Source organism: Algibacter mikhailovii, from assembly GCF_014651495.1.
Classification (GTDB): domain Bacteria; phylum Bacteroidota; class Bacteroidia; order Flavobacteriales; family Flavobacteriaceae; genus Algibacter_E; species Algibacter_E mikhailovii.
Map to the genome: position 1 here is coordinate 394,274 of NZ_BMWZ01000002.1, position 22,154 is coordinate 416,427.

At 33.6% G+C, this 22,154-nt stretch carries 20 protein-coding genes; 12 read left to right on the forward strand and 8 right to left on the reverse strand.

The window, feature by feature from the left end:
- Window positions 1–38: 38 nt before the first annotated feature.
- A complete protein-coding gene (gene dxs / locus IE051_RS05100) occupies window positions 39–1,811 on the forward strand; it encodes a 1-deoxy-D-xylulose-5-phosphate synthase (protein WP_189359696.1) in 1,773 nt (590 codons plus the stop codon).
- A 139-nt stretch (window positions 1,812–1,950) separates the two neighbouring features.
- Here the strand turns inward: dxs and IE051_RS05105 are convergent, their stop codons facing one another.
- The 3 genes from IE051_RS05105 to IE051_RS05115 form a co-directional block, all read right to left on the reverse strand.
- Complete coding sequence (locus IE051_RS05105) at window positions 1,951–2,295, reverse strand: hypothetical protein (protein ID WP_189359697.1); 345 nt, start codon at window positions 2,293–2,295, stop codon at window positions 1,951–1,953.
- Between the two features lie 88 nt (window positions 2,296–2,383).
- Window positions 2,384–3,043 carry a response regulator gene (locus IE051_RS05110; protein ID WP_189359698.1) on the reverse strand — a complete coding sequence of 220 codons (660 nt, stop codon included), beginning with the start codon at window positions 3,041–3,043 and terminating at the stop codon, window positions 2,384–2,386.
- 5 nt (window positions 3,044–3,048) lie between these two features.
- Entirely contained in the window at window positions 3,049–5,706 is a 2,658-nt protein-coding gene (locus IE051_RS05115) for a tetratricopeptide repeat protein (RefSeq protein WP_189359699.1), read from the reverse strand.
- A 676-nt stretch (window positions 5,707–6,382) separates the two neighbouring features.
- Here IE051_RS05115 and IE051_RS05120 point away from each other — a divergent pair.
- The 9 genes from IE051_RS05120 (at window position 6,383) to IE051_RS05160 (ending at window position 16,042) form a co-directional block, all read left to right on the forward strand.
- Window positions 6,383–7,210: a helix-turn-helix domain-containing protein gene (locus tag IE051_RS05120; RefSeq protein ID WP_189359700.1), complete on the forward strand. Its 828-nt coding sequence runs from the start codon at window positions 6,383–6,385 to the stop codon at window positions 7,208–7,210.
- 168 nt (window positions 7,211–7,378) lie between these two features.
- Window positions 7,379–8,563, forward strand: coding sequence for a BamA/TamA family outer membrane protein (locus tag IE051_RS05125; protein ID WP_189359701.1), 1,185 nt, complete (start codon window positions 7,379–7,381; stop codon window positions 8,561–8,563).
- A 3-nt stretch (window positions 8,564–8,566) separates the two neighbouring features.
- Window positions 8,567–9,583 (forward strand): SphA family protein, encoded by a 1,017-nt coding sequence (locus IE051_RS05130; RefSeq protein ID WP_189359702.1) that lies wholly within the window; start codon window positions 8,567–8,569, stop codon window positions 9,581–9,583.
- A 120-nt stretch (window positions 9,584–9,703) separates the two neighbouring features.
- A complete protein-coding gene (locus IE051_RS05135) occupies window positions 9,704–11,215 on the forward strand; it encodes an arylsulfatase (RefSeq protein ID WP_189359703.1) in 1,512 nt (503 codons plus the stop codon).
- 288 nt (window positions 11,216–11,503) lie between these two features.
- Window positions 11,504–11,866, forward strand: coding sequence for a CsbD family protein (locus IE051_RS05140; RefSeq protein WP_189359704.1), 363 nt, complete (start codon window positions 11,504–11,506; stop codon window positions 11,864–11,866).
- Window positions 11,867–11,899: 33 nt separating this feature from the next.
- Window positions 11,900–12,607: an HdeD family acid-resistance protein gene (locus tag IE051_RS05145; protein ID WP_189359705.1), complete on the forward strand. Its 708-nt coding sequence runs from the start codon at window positions 11,900–11,902 to the stop codon at window positions 12,605–12,607.
- A gap of 253 nt (window positions 12,608–12,860) precedes the next feature.
- Complete coding sequence (locus IE051_RS05150; RefSeq protein WP_189359706.1) at window positions 12,861–13,421, forward strand: HdeD family acid-resistance protein; 561 nt, start codon at window positions 12,861–12,863, stop codon at window positions 13,419–13,421.
- Between the two features lie 26 nt (window positions 13,422–13,447).
- Entirely contained in the window at window positions 13,448–14,857 is a 1,410-nt protein-coding gene (locus IE051_RS05155) for a M48 family metalloprotease (protein ID WP_189359707.1), read from the forward strand.
- Between the two features lie 408 nt (window positions 14,858–15,265).
- Complete coding sequence (locus IE051_RS05160; protein ID WP_189359708.1) at window positions 15,266–16,042, forward strand: DUF1269 domain-containing protein; 777 nt, start codon at window positions 15,266–15,268, stop codon at window positions 16,040–16,042.
- 241 nt (window positions 16,043–16,283) lie between these two features.
- On the opposite strand, the gene pyk is transcribed toward IE051_RS05160, so the two are convergent.
- The 5 genes from pyk to IE051_RS05185 form a co-directional block, all read right to left on the reverse strand.
- Window positions 16,284–17,726: a pyruvate kinase gene (gene pyk / locus IE051_RS05165; protein ID WP_189359709.1), complete on the reverse strand. Its 1,443-nt coding sequence runs from the start codon at window positions 17,724–17,726 to the stop codon at window positions 16,284–16,286.
- Entirely contained in the window at window positions 17,726–18,211 is a 486-nt protein-coding gene (locus tag IE051_RS05170; protein ID WP_189359710.1) for an IPExxxVDY family protein, read from the reverse strand. The genes pyk and IE051_RS05170 overlap by 1 nt, the downstream gene beginning before the upstream one ends.
- A 121-nt stretch (window positions 18,212–18,332) precedes the next feature.
- On the reverse strand, window positions 18,333–19,073 hold the full coding sequence (gene rnc / locus IE051_RS05175; protein WP_189359711.1) for a ribonuclease III: 741 nt from the start codon (window positions 19,071–19,073) through the stop codon (window positions 18,333–18,335).
- Window positions 19,074–19,171: 98 nt separating this feature from the next.
- Entirely contained in the window at window positions 19,172–20,422 is a 1,251-nt protein-coding gene (gene fabF, locus IE051_RS05180; protein WP_189359712.1) for a beta-ketoacyl-ACP synthase II, read from the reverse strand.
- A gap of 24 nt (window positions 20,423–20,446) precedes the next feature.
- Window positions 20,447–20,680: an acyl carrier protein gene (locus IE051_RS05185; RefSeq protein WP_008269813.1), complete on the reverse strand. Its 234-nt coding sequence runs from the start codon at window positions 20,678–20,680 to the stop codon at window positions 20,447–20,449.
- A gap of 187 nt (window positions 20,681–20,867) precedes the next feature.
- On the opposite strand from IE051_RS05185, the gene purN reads away from it, so the two are divergent.
- Both purN and IE051_RS05195 read left to right on the forward strand, forming a co-directional pair.
- The gene (purN, locus tag IE051_RS05190; protein ID WP_189359713.1) at window positions 20,868–21,434 is read left to right on the forward strand and encodes a phosphoribosylglycinamide formyltransferase; all 567 of its coding nucleotides are present in this window, start codon (window positions 20,868–20,870) and stop codon (window positions 21,432–21,434) included.
- Window positions 21,427–22,068, forward strand: coding sequence for a ribonuclease H1 domain-containing protein (locus IE051_RS05195; RefSeq protein WP_189359714.1), 642 nt, complete (start codon window positions 21,427–21,429; stop codon window positions 22,066–22,068). Before purN ends, IE051_RS05195 begins: the two co-directional genes overlap by 8 nt.
- Window positions 22,069–22,154 lie beyond the last annotated feature (86 nt).

A 22,154-nucleotide genomic window follows, 5' to 3' on the forward strand; every position in this document is an offset into this window, starting at 1 on the left:
ATAGCAAAAATACAATTTCATTCTTGTACTTTTGTGACGTGCAAAAAAGTATACTAAAAAATATTAATTCCCCACAAGAGCTTCGTCTTATAAATCAAAAAGACTTACCCCATCTTGCACACGAATTACGAAAATTCATAATCAACATTGTGGCTACTAAGGAAGGACACCTTGGAGCTAGTCTTGGCGTAGTAGAACTCACAATTGCCATTCATTATGTGTTTAATACACCTATAGACCAATTAATATGGGATGTAGGTCATCAAGCCTATGGTCATAAAATATTAACAGGCAGAAAAGATGTTTTTCACACCAATAGGCAGCTAGGTGGCATAAGTGGTTTCCCAAAACGTAGCGAAAGTGAATTTGATACTTTTGGTGTTGGGCACTCCTCTACTTCCATTTCAGCAGCTTTAGGCATGGCAATTGCCTCAAAGTTAAAAGGAGAAGACAAACATCATATTGCTGTTATTGGTGATGCCTCCATTGCCAGTGGAATGGCATTTGAAGGATTAAATCACGCCGGAGTTACTGATGCCAATGTATTGGTGATTTTAAATGATAATGCTATTGGTATAGACCCAAGTGTTGGGGCATTAAAGCAATATTTAACCAATGTTAAAAAAAGCACACAAAAACGCAATAATATTATTGAAGCCTTAAATTTTGACTATTCTGGGCCAATTGATGGTCATAATTTAAATAAAATTATTTCAGAATTAGAGCGTTTAAAAACAATTAAAGGTCCAAAATTACTTCATATTATTACTACAAAAGGTAAAGGTCTAAAGCAAGCTGAGGCTGATCAAGTAAAATATCATGCACCGGGGAAATTTAATGCAAAAACCGGTGATTTAGAAATCACATCTTCCAAAGTCCTACCACCAAAATATCAAGATGTTTTTGGATACACTTTGGTTGAACTCGCAAAACAAAATAAAAAGATTGTTGGGATTACGCCTGCTATGCCAACAGGCAGCTCATTAAAATACATGATGGACGAGATTCCTGAACGGGCTTTTGATGTGGGTATTGCAGAACAACACGCCGTAACCTTAGCGGCAGGTATGGCAACCCAAGGATTAGTCCCTTTTTGTAATATCTATTCCACGTTTTTACAGCGGGCTTACGACCAAATCATTCATGATGTGGCCATTCAAAACCTACCTGTTATTTTTTGTTTAGACCGTTCTGGTTTGGTGGGAGAAGATGGGGCCACCCATCATGGTGTTTTCGATTTAAGTTATTTAAGATGCATTCCCAATCTCATTATTTTCGTACCTAGAAATGAAGTAGAATTACGCAACATAATGTATACAGCCCAACTAGGTCTAGATCACCCCATTGCAATAAGGTATCCCAGAGGGCGTGGTGAAATGATAGATTGGAAACAATCCTTTTCTAGAATAGAAATTGGTAAAGCTGTCCAACTCAAAAAAGGCAATGACCTAGCTGTTTTAAGTATTGGCACTATGGCGAAACAGGTAAGCGAGGCTAGTTTTGACTTGGATATTTCTCATTATGATATGCGTTTTGTAAAACCTTTAGATGAAAACATACTCCATACTATATTTAAAACGCATAGCAAGGTAATTACCGTTGAAGACAACAGTGTTAAAGGCGCTTTCGGCTCAGCCATTTTAGAATTTGCAGCAATCCATAATTACAAGAATACTATTCAAGTTATAGGCATTCCAGATCGCTTTATTGAACATGGCAGTGTAAAAGAATTGCATGAGTTGACTGGATTAGACGGCATAAGTCTATCGAAACAGATTAAAGCCCTTTTAAGAAAATCCCCTTTGGATTAAATTTGTTGCATCTGGAATACCATCATGGGATGACAAGGTCATCGGAAAAATTTTAGAGGAGCCATATGGCCTTCTATAGTAAAGTTAACTACGCTTAATAATAATTTGATTATTTAAAAATAACACAAAAGGACTTGGGCTAAATAACTTCCTGTTCGCGTAACATATTAGAGAGTTCATTTGATATATCAAAAATAGAAACATAACTGTCATACCCCTTCCTTATGATGCTATCAATCATTTCTGGCGCTTGAAAACAATGAACCGCTATTAATTTTATTTGGGGGTATTTCTTTTTCAAATTAGATATGATTTCATTCTCTATTGGCCCAACATCCATTAAATTAACTATTAGAACTCGCGGTATTAACCGATCCTCAAAACCTTCTAATACCGCTTCATAATTCTTAAATACAATTGGAATGATCTCAGAAATCTTATCTACCAATTTTTGATTTATGCTATTTTCTCTACCTATTAACATTAATTAGACCTCTTAAACTACAAATGTATAGATAGAAAAGAATTTGGAGATTGGTGTAACACCTACATTTACCATATAGGCAATTTACCTATACATCATCAAACAGCTGTCTTTCAATAGCATACAATACCAATCCAGCTACATTCTTGCTACCAGTTTTATCTAGCAAATTTCTTTTGTGTGCATCAACGGTTCGCACACTTACAAATAACTGTTCTGCAATTTCTTTGTTAGATTGTTCTTTTAAAATTAAATGTAATACTTCTTTTTCTCTTTCCGTTAAAGGCATTTCAGTTACAACTTTCGATGTTGAAATTGGTTTTATTTTACGAATGTTGTTCAAAATAATATTAGTGACCTCTGGAGAATAATAGGTATTTCCTTCATAAACACTTTTAATGGCTTGAATCAGTTCTTCCTCACTACAGTTTTTCAGTAAATACCCCAGTGCGCCTTCTGCCAACATCTGCTTAATATGTTGACTTTCCCCCATCATTGTCAAGGCAATTATTTTAATATTTGGATGGTCAATCTTTAATGTCTTAATCAATTCTAAGCCATCCATAATTGGCATATTCAAATCTGTAAGTACAATATCTACAGCTATGTCTCTTAATTGATTCAAGCAATCTTCACCATTCTCTGCTTCCGCGACTATTTCAAAATCTGGATGATCTCCCAAAAAGTTTTTTAATCCTTCTCGAATCATTTTATGATCATCTACTAAAAAAAGTTTAATCTTACCCATGGCTGTTACACACTTTTATTTATTTCCACTAAAATAGTAGTTCCACTGCCAATTCTACTGTCTATTTCTAAAAATCCGTTTATGGCGTCTACCCTATTTCTCATACTCTGAAACCCTAAACCCCTATTCTTCTCTGTTATTTTATTAATGTCAAATCCAACACCATCATCCTCTATAGTTAGCATATATAGTTCATCATAATCCTTCAATTGAATAGATACATTTTTCGCTTTTGAGTATTTAATAATATTATTAATAGACTCCTGTAAAATACGATATAAAGTAATTTCTATTTGTTGATTTTCTAATCGTTCTTGTTCAAAGTTATGTATGAAATTAAAAGCAATCGATTCAGAACTCTTATCCAATTCATCAATCAAACTTTCAAATGCTGAAATGACACCAAAATCTATTATTGCTTTTGGCATTAGTGAATGTGCTACAACTCGACTTTCAATAATAGAATCTTGTAAATAATTCCAACCTATTTCAAATTTTTCTTTTGCATTATCACCTAACTTATTGAGTTCTTTTTTTGCTGTTTGAAAGTTTAAAGACGAAATTGTAAGTGTTTGCTGAAGCCCATCATGTATATCTCTTGAAATCCTACTACGTTCAATATTTTCGGTTCTTAAAACGGCTTCAAGCATTTCTTGAGTTCGTATTTTGTCGGCAGTAATATCTGTATGTGTTCCAACCACTCTAGTTGGTTTACCTTCTGAATCTCGTTCTACAATTTTACCTTTTACCTGTACCCAAATAGTGTCTCCTTTTTTCTTTTTTATTTTATACTCATCCAACAATTGCTCGTTACTCCTTTCAGTCATTATTTTTTGATGATTTTCTCTAAGAATCTCTCGTTGATTATGATCTGAAATTCTTTTATATATTTCTTCTCTAGATTCTTCAAATTCATAAGGGGCATAGCCTAGCATTGTATAAATTGCTGAGCTAAATTTTATTGTATCAGATTTCACATTCCAATCCCATATACCATCATTTGATGCATCTAAGGCATATTTATAACGTTCATCACTTACTTTCAAGTTATTGTTAACTTCAACAATTTTTTGAGTACGCTCCTCAACTTTTTGTTCTAAATTTTCATTCAAATTATTAAGTTCTTGATTCTGGTCTTCAATCGTGTTTTTTTGCTTTTTAATCAATCTAATTCTACTGTAAAGTAAAACCGAAAACCCTAATACAATCAAAAGAATAATAAATAAAGTTTGACGCTCTCTTTGGGTTTTTGCCAACGTTGCTTTTTGAATTTCTCTTTGACTTTCAAAATAAATACTGTCTCTAAGTGCTTTTTTCTCGTACTCATACTTAAACTCTTGACCTATAATTGCTCGCTTATTATCTATAGCTTGTATGCTATCATTTGTGGATACATATAACTTGTATGACTCCAATGCTAGTTTGTCATTTCCTAAAGAATCATATAATTGAAATAAATCAAAAGAGGCATCTCTAACCTCTGCAATAAACCTATTTCTTGAAGTCTCTAAGCTTTTGTTGAAATAAGCTAAAGCCTGTTTTGTATTACCTATAGCTTTATAGTATAAGCCCATTCCTCTTTGTGCCATAGCAACTCCTAGAGTATAATTTATCTCTTCAGAAATAGTTAATGATCGTGATAAGTTTTTATAAGCTTCCGGATAGTTTTTGAGGTGTATTTGAAGTTTACCTATTTCTCTTAGCGCTCGACCTATAAACGCTTTATTACCAATTTCCTCAGAAATTAAAAGGCTTCTGTTTAAATATTCAAGTGCTTTATCTTGGTCTTTGTATTTTACAGAGGCTTCACCCAAATTTGCTAAAACCTTAGCAAGACCTTCTTTATTGTTTAATTTTTCATTTAGTTCTAATGCCTTATACGTATGCTCTAAAAATTGTTCTTTATTTTCCAGGTCGTAATGTAAACTTGCTATATTGATATGATCTGTGGCAGCATTTGCTTCATTTCCATTTCTCTCATGAAAGGCTAATTGTTTCTGGAATAATTCAATAGCCATAGATAAATCGCCTTTCCTTTTCTTTAAAAGCGCTAAATTAGTTGAAGAAGCGGTAGTATCCATTCCTAGTTCTTCGTATAAGCTAATACACTGTTCAAAACAGGCTTCTGCAGAAGGATAGTCGTTCTTATAAATATAAACAATACCAATGTTGTTTAAGTTATTTGCCACTTGTTCTTTATCGTTTAACGCTTTTGATACTTTTATTGCTTTACGATAATAAACAATGGTACTATCATACTCAAACTTTTTATTCGTAACCAACCCAAACCTGGTATATGCTAGTGCAATACTTGAACTATCTCCATTTTGTATGGCAGTATCAAAAGCTTCAGTATTTATTCTATTGGCAGTATCAAAATCTCCTTTTTTATAATATACAGACCATATTACTCGTTTAGATTTAACTTTATATTCCTCAATTCTTTTTATGTTTGCAAACTCGTAGGCTTTTTGAGCATAAAACAGAGAACTATCGGCGTTCGTTTTATTATACTTTTTAGCATATTCAGTCAACGCTTTTGCGCGATTGAAATCTGACTGCTCTGCATCAATCCAAACATTCCGTAAGGAATCTAATTGCTGCCCGAAACAAGGTGTTATCAATAAAATAAAAATGGTGACTAATCTGATATTATGTCTCATTACTTAAAAAAAATTTTCTTAAAATTATTTTACTAATTCCAAATAGTAAACTCACTCCACCTCAATCCGCCTATCGCCTTCAAAAACCATGAACAATATTTAATCAGTTTTTAATACTTTTAAATGAACACTCTTTGTTTTCTTTAATCAAAATAGAACTATAACCACCATCATCTCTAGCAATTAACAGGTGTACATCATCATACTCTTTTAATTGAATAGCTATATTAGAGACTTTGGTCTTGAAGTAATATAATTAATTGTCTAATGCAAGATACGATAGAAAGTAATTTCTATATGTTGAATTATACATTTTTCAAATTATAACAAAACCTATTATGTGCTTACTCCGGAGAATTTTAAAAAAAAAGCGATAAGATTTTAAAATGCTGAATTCTTATCAACTTGAGGCATATATCTAAAGTGTTATCAGTTTACCTATATTTGTTTAAATGGAATGGCATAAAATGATCAAAATCTCAAAAGACGCGTTAAACTTTACCTCTAACAAAATATTATTATAAAAAATAGCAGATATCATATCTATCATCAATCCTTTCTCAATCCGTTATTGAGGCAGTTGCAATATGCAGATGTTCCTTTAAACAAAATTCTTTCTCGCAGTGATTTTAGAAAATTTGACTTTCTCAATCCTGATTCATATTTACCAATGTCAATGTTGTATTCTTTTTTACAAACGGTAAGAACTGATCAAGGGGTTAATCATATTGGAAATATGTTTTATAACGATTTTAAGTTGAACGAGCTTGGAGATTTCGGAGAATTCATAACAGAAAGACCTGATTTACTAACTGTTATATCAGATGGTATAAAATATGAATCACATATTCAAACAAACACCAGAATGAATATTGAGATTTCTGGGCCAATTACTAAGTTTTCACAAGTTCATCTGGACCCATTTTCCAAAGGAAGGCAGAATGCAGAAGACATTGCTTTTGCAATGGCCTACAAAGCGTTTAAAATGGTTTTGGGAAAAAATTGGCGCCCTATCTCACTCCATGTGCCGGGATTTTCAATCGATCCCATTACACATATTGTATCTACTAAAGACACAAATATAGTTTTTGGAGCCTCCTATTATCACTGGTTTTTTGAAACAGCACAATTATCTCATAAAAATTTATCCATGACAGAGGCCAAAGAACTGTCATATCATGGTTTATCTAATCTATCTGGCCACATACAACTCTTGTTGAATAGTCTAACTGAAGGCTATATACCAACAAGAAGAGATTTCTCAGGTTTTCTAAATTTGTCCGAAAGCACCATTGTTAGAACATTAAATACTGAAGGAACAACCTATTTAAGATTGCTTCAAAAACATTTGTTTCTTAAAACTCTAGACTTGATGCATGATGAAAAACTACAAATATCTGAGATTAGCCTAAAGCTTGGATATGCTAACACGCCCAACTTTATTCGCGCCTTTAAAAAATGGACAAATACGACTCCAGAAAGGTATAGAAACCAAATTTTATAGGGCAGAACCAACAGGACTGCGTATTCTCCCATTGACCCAAAATGACAATTGACAGGTCAAAATATTATTGTTTCTTTACTTTACCTCATACCAAACATAATGGATTAACCATAATCTACTTGTCAATAATTGGTGTTAATCATTTCGTCAGCAAAGAAGCTATCACCCATGACTCATAAAATTTTTCAATTATTTTCGGTGCTTTTTTTCCTTAGTAATATGATGTATGCTCAGACAGAAAAGACAATATCAAAACAACAACGGAAAGAAGAAAAAAAAGCAAAAAAAGATTCTATTAAGGCTCAAAAAGTAGCTGAAGGCAGGTCATTGCTTTCACCATTAGTAGCCCCTGGATACACACCAGAATTAGGAGCGTTTTTGGCAGTAGGTGGCTTATGGAGTTTCAAAACTAACAGGAATGATGACAAAATTCAACGCTCATCTATGCCATTCACTTTTTCCTATACCTCTACTGGCGCTATAGTTTTTAATGCAAAACCCACAACATTTTGGCTTGCCGACAAATTGAGAATTGATGCTGATATCTGGTATAAGAATATGCCAGATAATTATTGGGGCGTAGGTGCTGAAAATGCAATTAACACACCACAAAGTGATAGTACTACGGCATACCAGAGAGAATGGTGGTGGATGAATCCTAGAATATTGTATCAAGTTAAGAAAAACTTCTTTGTTGGATTAAATATAGATTACAATTATACTAAAGGCTCAGATCCAAGTGCGGGCGTAGCAGCCGATCCAAACTATATAGAGTTCAATGACAGACCTCTCAATTCTGGGTTAGGTCTAATATTAAGGTACGACAGCAGAGATATTCCTGTAAATGCTTGGGAAGGTGTTTTTCTAGATTTATCGGCAACATTTTATACCACTGCTTTTGGAGGTGACAATGATTATCAAACTTTTTTAATAGACTACAGGCAATATGAGCAAGTGGGGAAAACTGGGCAAGTCCTATCATGGCAGATTAAATCAAGAATAGCAACTGGAGATGTGCCCTATGGAGAGATGGGACAGTTAGGAAATCCGTTTGATTTACGTGGCTATAGTTGGGGGAGATTTAGAGACAAAAGTTTGTTTTTTGTACTACCTGAATACAGACATACATTTTACAAACAAAATGGTGACATGAGCAAACACGGGGCGGTGGTATGGGTAGCTACAGGAACTGTTTGGGATTTTGAAACAGTTGATTCGCAAAATATGCATTGGCTTCCCAATTTTGGAGTTGGATATCGATTAGAACTGCAGCCCCGTATGAATTTGAGATTAGATTTTGGAATTGGACAAGAATCTTCTGGCATTTATTTTAATTTCAATCAAGCCTTTTAAATTATGAATATTCTTATTCTGTTTGATTTTTTTAAATTATCGGCTTTAAAGTATTTGCACTTAATTCTTTTTGTAATAGCGAATTGCTTCAATTTACTTGGTCAGGTTTCTCCTTATCAAAGTGGTGCTTATTTACCTGGAATTAGCGGCGTTAGAGACTTGACCTACCCAGAGTTTGAGGGTCTAACCCTTATTGACTATAATTTAGGTTTATGGGCAAATAAACTCACTGATCATAATGGAGACCCTCTAAAAATCAACCAAGTCATCCCTAGTTTTGAAGATTCTGAAATAAGCGTTAAAGGCGCTGGTTACATTAATAGTTTAATGATTAGCTACACATCAAAACCTATAAAATTTCTTGGAAACGCAAGATATATGGCATGGATTAACCCGAGTTTCTTAACTGTAAATGTAAGAGTTAAAAATTTCTCAGAGGAAGATTCAAAGGTAATTGTTAAAGCTGGTGACTCAGGTTTTGGAGATCTAAATATAGCACCACTCTATTTATCCTGGCAAGGAAAAAGATTAGACTTCACTGCAGGATACCTGTTTTCTGCACCAACAGGTCGGTATGATAGTAATATGGATGACAACATTGGTATAGGGTATTGGTCACATATATTTCAGGCCGCCGCTTATTATTATCTCGCTGAAAAATCAACCGCATTTATGATTTCACCGGTTTATGAGATACATAGTAAAATTAGTGATACCAATGTTAAACCAGGTGCTCGATTTGCCTTGGAATATGGTATTAGTCAATATTTTACGGAACGGCTGGAAGTCACACTTCAGGGTGGGCATGTTTGGCAAATTAGTGAAGATAAAGGTGAAGATGTGTATTGGAATCGTTCTTACAAAGATCAATTAAGTACTATAGGCATAGGAATTGGTTTTTGGGCTGTTCCAAATCGGTTTTATGGTAACCTTAAGTGGTCAAAGACTTATGCCACTAAACAAAACTTTATCGCTAATGCATTTGAGTTGCAATTAATATTTACAGCACCATTTATATAAATATTCAAATAGGCGAAACATCTGTTTTTTGTATTTAGGTAAAGAACTAATAACAAGAACTGCTAATAAATTCAATTTTGTATTAACAATAACTATTAATTTTTTAAACCAATAACAATTATGAGAAAAACAAGTACAATATTCTTATTGCTATTATTATCTGTGGCAACAGGGATTTCACAAAACACAAAAAAGCCAAATATCTTGGTAATTATGGGAGACGACGTAGGCATCCCAAATTTAAGCACATATGGTCAAGGGATGATGGGTTACCAAACACCAAATATTGATCGAATAGCTCATGAGGGCTTAAAATTTACAGATTATTATGGAGAGCAAAGTTGTACAGCAGGAAGGTCTGCTTTTATAACAGGGCAACATATTATCAGAACAGGTTTGTCTAAAGTAGGCTTACCTGGAGCTCCTGTAGGAATAAAAGATGAGACAGCTACATTGGCAGAAATGCTAAAAACCTTAGGTTATGCAACCGGTCAGTTTGGAAAAAACCATTTTGGAGATCAAGATCAATTTTTGCCTACAAAACATGGATTTGACGAATTTTTTGGAAATCTATATCACTTAAATGCTGAAGAGGAGCCAGAACATGCCGATTGGCCGGCAAATGATGGAAACGGAAGAGTTCCTCGCCCTAGAGGTGTTATAAAATCAAGTGCTGATGGTCCAATTGCTGATACAGGACCTTTAACTAAAAAAAGAATGGAAACAGTTGATTATGAGTTTCAAGCCGCAGCTTTTGACTTTATGGAAAGAAAAACCAAAGAAGGAACACCTTGGTTTACTTGGATGAACACAACTGGCATGCACTTCTGGACTCATATTGATGAAAAATACAAAGGAAAATCTGGATTAAACGATTACGCAGATGGTATGATAAGATTAGACGATATTGTAGGTGAGTTCCATGATAAATTAGAAGAATTAGGTGTGGATGACAATACCATTATTATTTTCACAACCGATAATGGTGTGCATCAAGCAACGTGGCCCGATGCCGGAGTTACATGGTTCCATGGCGAAAAAACCACTAACTGGGAAGGTGGATTTAGAGTTCCTGCCATGGCCAGTTTTCCTGAAAGATATGGAATTAAGCCAGGTACATTAGTAAATGATGTTACCTCTCATTTAGACTGGGTACCTACATTATTAGCTGCTGCTGGAGGCTCAGATATTCCAAACAAACTAAAAGCCGGTACATTTACATCAAATAACAAAACATTTAAAAACCATTTAGATGGACATAATATGTTACCGCTATGGAGTGGGAAAACAGAAAAAAACCCAAGAGAATATTTCATTTACGGGACAGATGCTGCAGAAATTTCAGCAATTCGTTTTGGAGATCGATGGAAGGCCATGTATATGGAACAAAAGGCTATTGGGCAAGAAGTTTGGATTTATAAATTAGAAAGCTTAAAAGCTCCATTATTGTTTGATTTAAGAATGGATCCTTTTGAGAAAGCTCGAGAAACAAATACTTATCAAGATTGGTATGCAAGACACATCTTTATGTTTGGATGGGCCGCAAGTTATGTCCTGGAGTTTAAAAACAGCTTTAAAGAATTCCCTCCTGCACAAAAACCTGCAACTTGGAATGTTACGGAAATGGATTAATTCATAAATATCGTTATCAATATGTAAAAACAAAAACCTTCTAATGCTTTATTTAGAAGGTTTTGCATTACAATACTCTTGGTCTCTTAATGCCCAACTCATTTCATTTATTAAGAATGAAATTCTTTTAAACTATTAAGAAAACCTCTCTAATATTTATACGATAGGTAATTCACCTAATTTATAGTATTAGGTGATTGGCTGATAGTTACGTCTGTACTTTCATTGACCTTTGTATTGTTAAAAGAAACAAACAATAAAAAATATTTAATTTTTAAATCAAACATTATGAACACAAATCAATTAAAAGGAAAAGTAGAACAGTTACAAGGAGATGCAAAAATCTGGTTAGGTCAAAAAACAAATAATCCAAAAATGGAAATTGAAGGCAAACTTGATATAGCAAACGGAAAATTAATAGAACAGAAAGGTAACGCCATGGAACAGTATGAAAAAGCAAAAAAAATTATGGAAAGTAGAACCGAAGAAGTTCAAAATAAAGCGCTGTTAAAATGGGATAAATTGAAAAATGAAGATGTAAAGGAATTCGATAAGAGCTTCGAAAAATTTGCTAATAAATTAAAAGAAAAATACAATCATACTCAAGAAGAAGCAAATTCTCAAATAAGAGAATTTATGAATCAATTTTAAACTAAAAAACCAATTAATATAAAACCAATTATCATGTCAAACATCATCTCACAATCAATACATACAATTAAACACTGGTGGTTATTTTTATTATCAGGAATATTATTAATCTTAGGTAGCGTCTATGTATTCTCAGCTCCTCAAGAAAGTTATTTATCATTAGCCTGGGTATTTAGTATTCTAGTATTCGCAAACGGTATTTCTAACGTCATTTTTTCAATTGCTAACCGCAAAGAACTTAAAGGTTGGGGTTGGTATTTAACCGGAGGGATATTTGAAATTTTAATAGGTATAATTTTATTATCGTATCCTGCCATATCAATTATATTACTTCCCGTATTTATAGGATTCTGGTTGTTGTTTAGAGGTATAAATATTATTGGGAATGCTTTTGAACTTAAAAATATAGGGGTTTTAGATTGGGGCTGGTTCTTGCTTTTTGGAGTAACTTTAGCCGTTGTGGCATCTTCAATGATTTTACTTCCAATTATTGGTCACATTACTGTAATCATATTAACAGCTTTTGGATTATTCATCTTAGGAATAGCTAATATTATATTATCATTTAAGTTAAAAAAAGTGAAGTCTTTAACCATTGATAAGGTGGATCAATTTAAGAATAAAATAAAATCTGAGTTCAACAATCTTAAAAAGGAGGTTATTAATAACTATGAACAATTAAGTGAAGAAGAAAAACTAAAAATAGATCAGGCCTTTGAAAAGTACGAAGCAAATTCATAGGATAATCACAAAAGATTCAAAGATAAAAAGGCACCTTACTGGGTGTCTTTTCATTACACAGTAACACGTCTTTAATCCACCAGAAAAGGCATAGATGCAATAACCTACTTCCTTTCTACAAAGTCTAGATGTCTTGGATAGGCAATTTACCTATTTTTTTCACTTAGGTGAATGGCTGATAGACAGTATAGGTTAAAATGGAATCTTTGTAGTGTTAATAAAAACAAATAATCAACTTTAAAAAAATAGTATTATGAACACAAGTAAAACATTATCAGCAGTCGTAGAGAAATCATTTAAAAAAATAATGATTTTAGGAATTTTAATTGCAATCCTTGGAGTTATTGCACTTATATATCCAGAAGGATTTGGAAAAGTATCTGTAAAAACAATAGGCATATTTATGGTCATTGGAGGGCTACTGAGATTAACATTTGCCATCACTTCATTTTCAATGGGGGCATTATTCTCTCGCTATGTTTATGGAATATTAATGATCATTGGAGGGCTTTGGGTAGTAGGAAACCCAGATATGGGACTAGAAGCACTAACCATTGTAATGGCTGTCTATTTTATAATAGATGGTTTAACACAATTAATGTACTCTTTTTCTTTGATGCCAATTGGCGGTGGACTATTCTTATTATTAAGCGGTATTGTTGGCATAGGATTAGGTGTTCTAATTTTCATGAATTTTCCTGAATCAAGTTCCTATGTATTTGGAGTCTATTTAGGAATTAAACTTTTAATAGACGGTATTACCTTAGGATTAACAGGAAGAGCAGTATATAAAACAGCACAACTTAATTCATAAATAACTCCATTATATATATAACTAAAATGAAAAAGCAAGCCATCCATATTTTAACCATTCTATTTTCAATTTCGTTAGTGGCTCAGAATGTCGAGTTAGATAAATTCCTTGGAGAACAAAATGCCAAAATAGTTGTATCGGAAATGGGAATTTACAATGACCTAGATAAAACTGAATATATTCGTAAAATTGGGAATAGACTAGTAGCGGAACTAGAAAACCCCTTATTTGAGTATCAATTTCATTTAGTAGAAAACCCATCACCTAATGCCTTTGCATTACCAGGGGGTTATTTATATGTAACAACAGGCCTTTTGCCAATATTACAAAGTGAAGATGAATTGGCATGTATTTTAGGTCATGAAATAATACATTCTAACAATCGTCATTCCATTAAACAACTAAAGAAAAGTATTTTTCCAAAATTATTAGAGGTACCAGGAAAATTAATTGGAGTTATAGATTCTGAAGTTGGCGAACTCTTTAATGCTCCAATTGAAATGTCAAATGAATTACTCCTTGCTTCGTATGGAAGAAAATCAGAGACAGAAGCTGATAAAGAAGGCATTGAATTAGCAGCAAAAGCAGGCTATAATCCTAACGCGATGATTACCGCATTATCCAGACTTTCTAAAACGATTTCTGTCGCTACAGGAGAAGAAGAAAGTAAAAGTTATTTTAATGACCACCCATATACTCCCGATCGATTAGAAGCAATACAAAATCAAATATCAGGTATGACATGGAAAAAAACATCACAAATTTCGTCAAACTATTTACAAAATTTTGATGGAACACTCTTCGGAGACAACCCTGAGAAGGGCATTATAAAAGACAATACATTTATACATCCAGAGTTAAATTTTCATGTTGAGTTTCCTGAAAAATGGACTATAGACAATCAAAACTCTCATATCACGGCATATGATGAATCTCAACAATCTGGAATTTATATAGTCTTGGACAACCCAAACTTAAGCCCTAAAAAATCAGCAAGTGTATTTGTTGAAAGTTTAAAAAAGGAATACAAGGAGAAAATAATTAAACACGAACATTATCAAATTGGAAACAGAAAAGGCTACTTGGTAACTTTCCAAGATAAAGTAGAAACCCAAACTGTGTTTGCCTACGCTCTATGGATCCCGATGGAGGACAAATTATTTAGAATTATGGGTATTGCGTCAAAACAAGATCAAAATATCTTAAAGGAAATAGTTTTATCGTTAAGAAAATTATCTATAGAAGAACAAAGCCATATTACTATCAATAGAATGAGTATTGTTACTGCTAAAAAAGGAGAAACAATTCAATCATTAAGTAAGCGAGAGCATAATTTATTAAATGAAAATTTGACCTGTGTCATTAACGACAAAAATACTAGTGACAAATTGAAAAAGGGAGAACAAATCAAAATCATTAAAACATTCAAATATTAACACGACGAGCTTACAAGAAATGTAAAAACAGACAATTTATATATAAGTTTAAAGCATAGAAACTTATAAATATAATTGTTATGAATTTAGTTTCTTCGATAATAGTCTTAGGGTAGCCATGTTATGGTCATTTAAAGCGCCTTTAGTAGTTAAAAGGTATTCCATTATTGGTATTAAGGGGTTGTTATTGCCTCTGAATTAATTTACTGATTAATAAGCGTGAAAATAAATGATTAAATATATTATTATTGGATTGATAAAAAAGCACTCAATATGGGTGCTTTTTTTATAGGTGATTTACCTAATCTATACATTTAGGTATTACCCTAATACACAGACTCTTAATCGACTATATATTTGTAGTATACAAACAGAGAAATAAAACAATAACAATTAAAAACTATTATTATGAACAAAATGATTATTACAGTATTTAACACTGAAGAACAAGCTTTCGAAGGATTAACGGCATTCAAAACATTACACAAAAATGGAGACATTAAGGTCTCTGCAACGGCAGTAATTAACAAAAACGACGCTGGTGAAGTTGAAATGAAACAAGTATCAGATAATGGACCAGTTGGAACTGCCATTGGAACGCTATCTGGAGCCCTTATAGGACTAATTGCTGGACCGGCAGGCATGGCTTTTGGGGCTATGGCTGGAATGTATGGTGGTATGTTCTACGACCTTGACAATGCAGATGTAGATTCAACATTTCTAAATGAAGTTGCAAAAGCCTTAGAAGATGGTAAAACAGCTTTGATAGCAGATGTTGATGAGGCCTGGACTGCTCCGGTAGATAATAAAATGAACGCTCTAGATGCTATGGTTTACAGAAGAAATAAATCAGAAGTTGCAGAAGATCAATTTAATCGTGAATTGGACGCTCTTGATTCAGAAATTGATGAATTAGAACAGGATCTTAAAGAGGCCCACGATGAAATGAAAGTGAATATTCAAAAACAAATTGACAAATCTAAAGCTAGAAGTTTAGCAATTAAAAATGTTGTTGATCAAGGGATGAGCAATTTAAAAGCAGAGACTTCGGCTAAAACCGAGAAGTTAAATAAGCAAATAAAGGTGGCCAATAAAAAAAGCAAAGAACAGCTAGAAAAGAACTACGCAGCGACAAAAAAATCCCTCGTTGGGGCGTCAGAATATGCTTCAAAATACATAACATAATTTGGTTTAACAGGATAATTTAAGGAATATAAAAAGTATTCCTATGGATTCGAAAAGAGAACAACAAATGACTTTTGAGTTCAGCTGAAATAAAGTAGATATTAATTCACAGTCATAAACCACTAGTAATACTTTAGACTTTATTATAAATAGAAAAACTGCCTTAAGGCAGTTTTTCTATTTATATAATTAATTCTTTAAAAAAGCACAATCTCTATGAGCCTTCCTAGAAATATATAGTTTATATGTTACAGTTTTCTATTTCAGTAACACGTAATGTATTCACCATACCTTTTGTTTTCATAGGCATCGCTGCTAAACTAATAAGCATATCACCCGTATCAAGATATCCTTTTTTACAAGCAATAGCATTTACATCTTCTATCGTTTCATCTGTACTTACAAATTTATCATAGTAAAACGCTGTAACCCCCCAAAGTAAACTTAACCTAGTTAAGATACGCTCATTAGAGGTAAACACTAGAATATGACATGATGGTCTCCATGCTGAAATTTGAAATGCCGTATACCCACTATTCGTTAGCGTTGAAATAGCTTTTGCATTAATTTCATTTGCCATATTTGCGGCGTGATAACAAATTGATTTTGTAATATAACGATTAGTACGAATATGTGGCGGCAGTTGTGGCACCTGAATTAAAGCGGAATTCTCAACACTTAATAATATATCAGACATTTGTTTGATAACTTGCACTGGATACTGACCAACAGAAGTTTCTCCAGAAAGCATTACTGCATCAGCACCATCCATAACCGAATTAGCCACATCATTTACTTCTGCTCTTGTTGGAGTTAAACTATTAATCATAGTTTCCATCATTTGAGTAGCAATAATTACTGGTATTCTAGCTTTTTTAGCACGTAATACAAGTTGTTTCTGAATAAGTGGAACTTCTTGAGCAGGTACTTCCACACCAAGATCTCCACGGGCAACCATTAGGCCATCACAATGCGCCACAATTTTGTCGATATTTTCAACGGCTTCAGGCTTTTCTATCTTAGCGATAATTGGAATTTTATAATCAGAATGTTCTGCTATTAAATCACGCAACTGCATTAAATCTTCAGCGTGACGTACAAAAGATAGTGCAATCCAGTCCACATCAAGGCTAATAGCAAAAATAGCATCTTCAATATCTTTCTCTGTTAAAGCGGGCTGTGAAATATCTGTATTAGGTAAGTTAACCCCTTTTTTAGATTTTAACGGACCACCTTGAATAACCTTAGCTTTAACCTCAGATTTTTTATCCGTAGAAACCACTTCAAAAAGTAATTTCCCGTCGTCCAATAGAATACGTTCTCCTGGTTTGGCATCTTGTGGAAAGCGCTCATAGGTCATGTAAACACGCTCCTTAGTTCCCTCAAAACGCTCACCTGTGGCAAAAATAATTTCATCGCCAGGATTAACTACAACATCCTCTTTCATAACCCCTACTCTAAGCTTTGGCCCTTGTAAATCGGCTAGGATTGATGCTGTAAAACCATATTCCTTATTCAGGTCACGAATCATTTTAACTCGCTCTGCTACATCCTTATAATCCGCATGAGAAAAGTTAATTCTAAATACATTCGCCCCTTCTTCAAGCATCGTTTTTAAAACTTCCTTCGTACTTGTAGCTGGTCCGAGAGTTGCTACTATTTTGGTTTTTTTTCTTGTTAACATTACTTAAATATTAAATTGTCTTTAGATTTCAATTGACCTGAATCAATGCTGTAAGCGGTAACAACTTGTGGAATTTTCAATATACTATCTAAAATATATTTTTCCTTTTTAAAGCTAAACTCACTTTCTATTTTTAGAAAATAATTTACAGTCTTATGTTCTGGTAACAAATGAAATGTTTTTGTTATCTTTTCTTGTGTGTCGAATAACGACGAATAATTTCTGATTTTAAGTTCTTGAGTCTTACAAATGTTTGACACCAAGTTCCAAGTTATTAATTGATTATGATCTTCCCATTCATAAATTGAGTATGACACCTGACCCTTATTAAAATCTAAATCAGAAGACTTTCTAGTCAGGGTAATACCCAGATACTGATTTATTAAATAGGCCAAACGATAATCTTCTAGGCTACAATGTATTCCAATTAAGGTATATAATGTTTCATCAAAAGTATCATCTAAAATAAACTTATGAACTGCCATAACCTACATTCAAACTTGACAAATATAATATTAAAATACTAGTGTAGTATTACGATTAAGTCAATGTTAACATGAAAACTAACTAAAACGTTATAGTAAATTAGGATATTATTACGTGTTACTATTTCATTTGGGAAATCCTGCTTTGGAAAGCAAAGAAAGCACGCTTTGAGGCTTTTTCTTCGGCCTTTTTCTTGGAAGTTGCTCTACCCTTAGCAATAACCTTGTCATCAATAGACAACTTTACAGAAAAATGCTTTACATCATCATTTCCAGTATCCTCATAAACATTATAGTTAAAAGTCTTTTTTTCCTTTTGACACCATTCAATCAGTAAACTCTTATAACTAATAACTTTCCCTTCTAAAGTTTCAATATCAACATAGGGTATAATCACCCTGCTATTAATAAATTTTTCACAGTACTTATAACCGCGATCTAAAAAAATAGCTCCTATTAGGGCTTCGAATAAATTACCATGAATATTTTCACCAAATTGTCCTGACGGAATTTTGCTATCCACCCAATCGATAAGCTTTAAACCCTTTCCCAGCTCATTTAAATGTTCTCTACTAACAATTTTTGAACGCATTTTTGTAAGGTAACCTTCGTCACCACTGGGAACTTCAAGATATAAATGGGATGCAATTACCGAACTCAACATAGCATCACCTAAAAACTCTAAACGCTCATAGTTAAATGGATTTCCCTTACCATCTCTCACATTCATTGAACGATGTGTAAAGGCTTTTTTATAGAATTTTATTTCCTTAGGTTTAAAACCAAGGATTTCAGTTAATTGCATAAAAAAATTCCCGTTACGTTTAAAACGGGAATTTAATATGTTACGAATGTTTTTCATCTGATAATTAATATCTTATTTCAATTTCAGATGTAATAAACCATGTTTCATTTTACTGTAAAAATTAATTTATCATTATGGTTTATCTCATTCGGGATTTAATCTATTTTTTTGAATAATACACAAGCATTATGTCCACCAAAACCGAATGTATTGCTCATTGCGACTTTTACATCGCGCTTTTGAGCTTTGTTTAAAGTCAAATTTAATTCTGGATCAATATTTTCATCTACCGTGGTATGGTTAATAGTAGGTGGCACAATGCCATGTTCCATAGCTAGTATAACCGATATGGCCTCAATAGCGCCAGCAGCACCTAAAAGGTGGCCAGTCATTGATTTTGTAGAATTAATATTTATATTCTTTGCGTGGCTTCCAAATACTTCAGCAATTGCTTTTAATTCTGCAACGTCTCCTAAAGGTGTAGATGTGCCATGTGTATTGATATGGTCAACATCTTCCGGTTTTAAACCTGCATTTTCTAAACAATTTTTCATTACTGCTATAACCCCAATACCATCAGGATGTGGTGCTGTCATATGATGTGCATCAGAAGATAATCCTCCTCCAACACATTCTGCATAAATCTTAGCACCTCTTGCTTTAGCATGCTCATACTCCTCTAGAATAAGTGCACCTGCACCTTCTCCTAAAACAAAACCATCTCTAGTACCATCAAATGGACGAGATGCTGTTTCCGGACTTTCATTTCTAGTAGATAAGGCATGCATTGCATTAAATCCTCCCATTCCAGCAATAGTTACCGCCGCTTCGCTTCCTCCTGTAACCACAACATCAGTATGACCTAAACGTATAGAGTTTAGTGCGTCAAACATAGCATTGGCAGAAGAAGCACATGCAGAAACTGTTGTATAGTTTGGCCCCATAAAACCATGTTTTATGGAGATGTTTCCTGGTGCAATATCAGCTATCATTTTCGGAATAAAGAACGGGTTAAATCTTGGTGTTCCATCACCATCAGCAAAGTTCAAAACTTCATTCTGAAAGGTTTCTAAACCACCGATTCCTGCACCCCATATGACACCTACGCGTAACTTATTTACTTCATCTAGATTCAATTTAGAGTCGGCAATAGCTTCGTCTGCTGCCACCATGGCATATTGTGCAAACTTATCCATTTTCCGAGCCTCTTTCCTGTCTAGAAAATCAGTAACATTAAAGTTTTTTAGCTCGCAAGCGAACTTCGTTTTAAACTTTTCGGTATCATAATATGTTATAGGCGCAGCCCCACTTTTGCCACCAACTAAGCCTTCCCAAAACTCATCTTTGGTATTACCTATTGGTGTTAAAGCTCCTAATCCTGTGACTACAACTCGCTTTAATTCCATAAAGTATTTACTTGTTTTTTTTGCTTATTTAGCTTCTTCTATGTAAGAAATAGCTTGACCAACTGTTGCAATGTTCTCAGCTTGATCATCTGGTATTTGAATATCGAATTCTTTTTCGAATTCCATTATTAATTCTACAGTGTCTAAAGAGTCTGCTCCTAAATCGTTTGTGAAGCTAGCTTCCGTAACAACTTCGTTTTCATCAACTCCTAATTTATCAACGATAATAGCTTTTACTCTTGATGCAATGTCTGACATAATTTTTAATTTTAAATTTTTAATTAGTTGGCAAAAATAAAAAACTTTATTTTTAAAACACATCTTTCCCATAAAAATGTGACGGTAATTTACTAAAATTACTTTTAAGTATTTATATTTTTACCGTCTAATTGTTAATAATTATTCTTTTTTTTGTCTGAATAATATTAATGCCATAGTTATACAAATGAAACGTATTGTAATTTTTGCTTCTGGCAGCGGAAGCAATGCCGAAAATTTGATTGCCTTTTTTCGCAAGAACAATAATGCATCTGTTATTCAAGTCTTATGTAACAACCCTAAAGCCAAAGTGCTTGACAGAGCTAAAAACCTTAAAGTCAGCAGCCTTACTTTCAATAGAATAGCCTTCTACAAAACCAATGATGTTTTAAACATATTAAAAGCTTCAAAGCCAGACCTCATTGTATTAGCTGGTTTTTTATGGAAATTTCCCGAAAACATTTTAAATGCATTCCCTAACCAAGTAATTAATGTACACCCTGCCCTTCTTCCTAAGTTTGGAGGTAAAGGCATGTATGGCATGCATGTTCATAAAGCCGTTGTAGACAACAAAGAAACTAAAACTGGAATTACCATACATTATGTCAATGAACATTATGATGAAGGTGGTACCATTTTTCAGGCAACATGCGAGGTTAGTTCAACAGATAATGCAGAAGATGTTGCCGCTAAGATTCATGAACTCGAGATGGAACACTTCCCAAAGGTAGTGGAAAGCCTACTCCATGAGTAAAAAGAAGAAAAAATATTACACGGTCTGGAAAGGACATCAAACTGGTGTTTTTGATTCTTGGAATGCCTGTAAATTACAAATAAAAGACTACCCAGGCGCCCAATACAAATCTTTTGCAACCATAGATGCTGCGAAAAAAGCCTTGGCAGGCAACTACAAAGACTACATAGGGAAGGATAAAAAATTTACAAGTGAACTTTCAACTAGTCAATTAAAAAAAATAGGTTTACCAAATTACAATTCAATCTCTGTTGATGCGGCGTCAAGCGGAAACCCGGGTATCATGGAGTACAGAGGTGTAGACACTAAAACTAAAAAACAATTATTCATCCAAGGCCCATTTCAGGAGGGCACCAATAACATTGGCGAATTTTTGGCACTGGTACATGGATTAGCGATTCTTAAAAAGAATAATAGCGACCGTATACTTTATACAGACTCTAAAATAGCCATGAGCTGGGTGCGAAAAAAAGTTTGCAATACCAAACTAGAACGGAACTCTAAAAACAAAGCTGTTTTTGATTTAGTGGACCGGGCCATTGACTGGTTAAAAAATAATACTTATACCACCGTAATCGTCAAGTGGGAGACCAAAGCGTGGGGGGAAATTCCAGCGGATTTTGGGAGAAAATAACCCTAGACTTAGGAAGGTATAAAAGGCCAAAAAATATAATCGTCGTAATCTTCAAAAAGACGTATATTTGCACAAAATTATGAGGT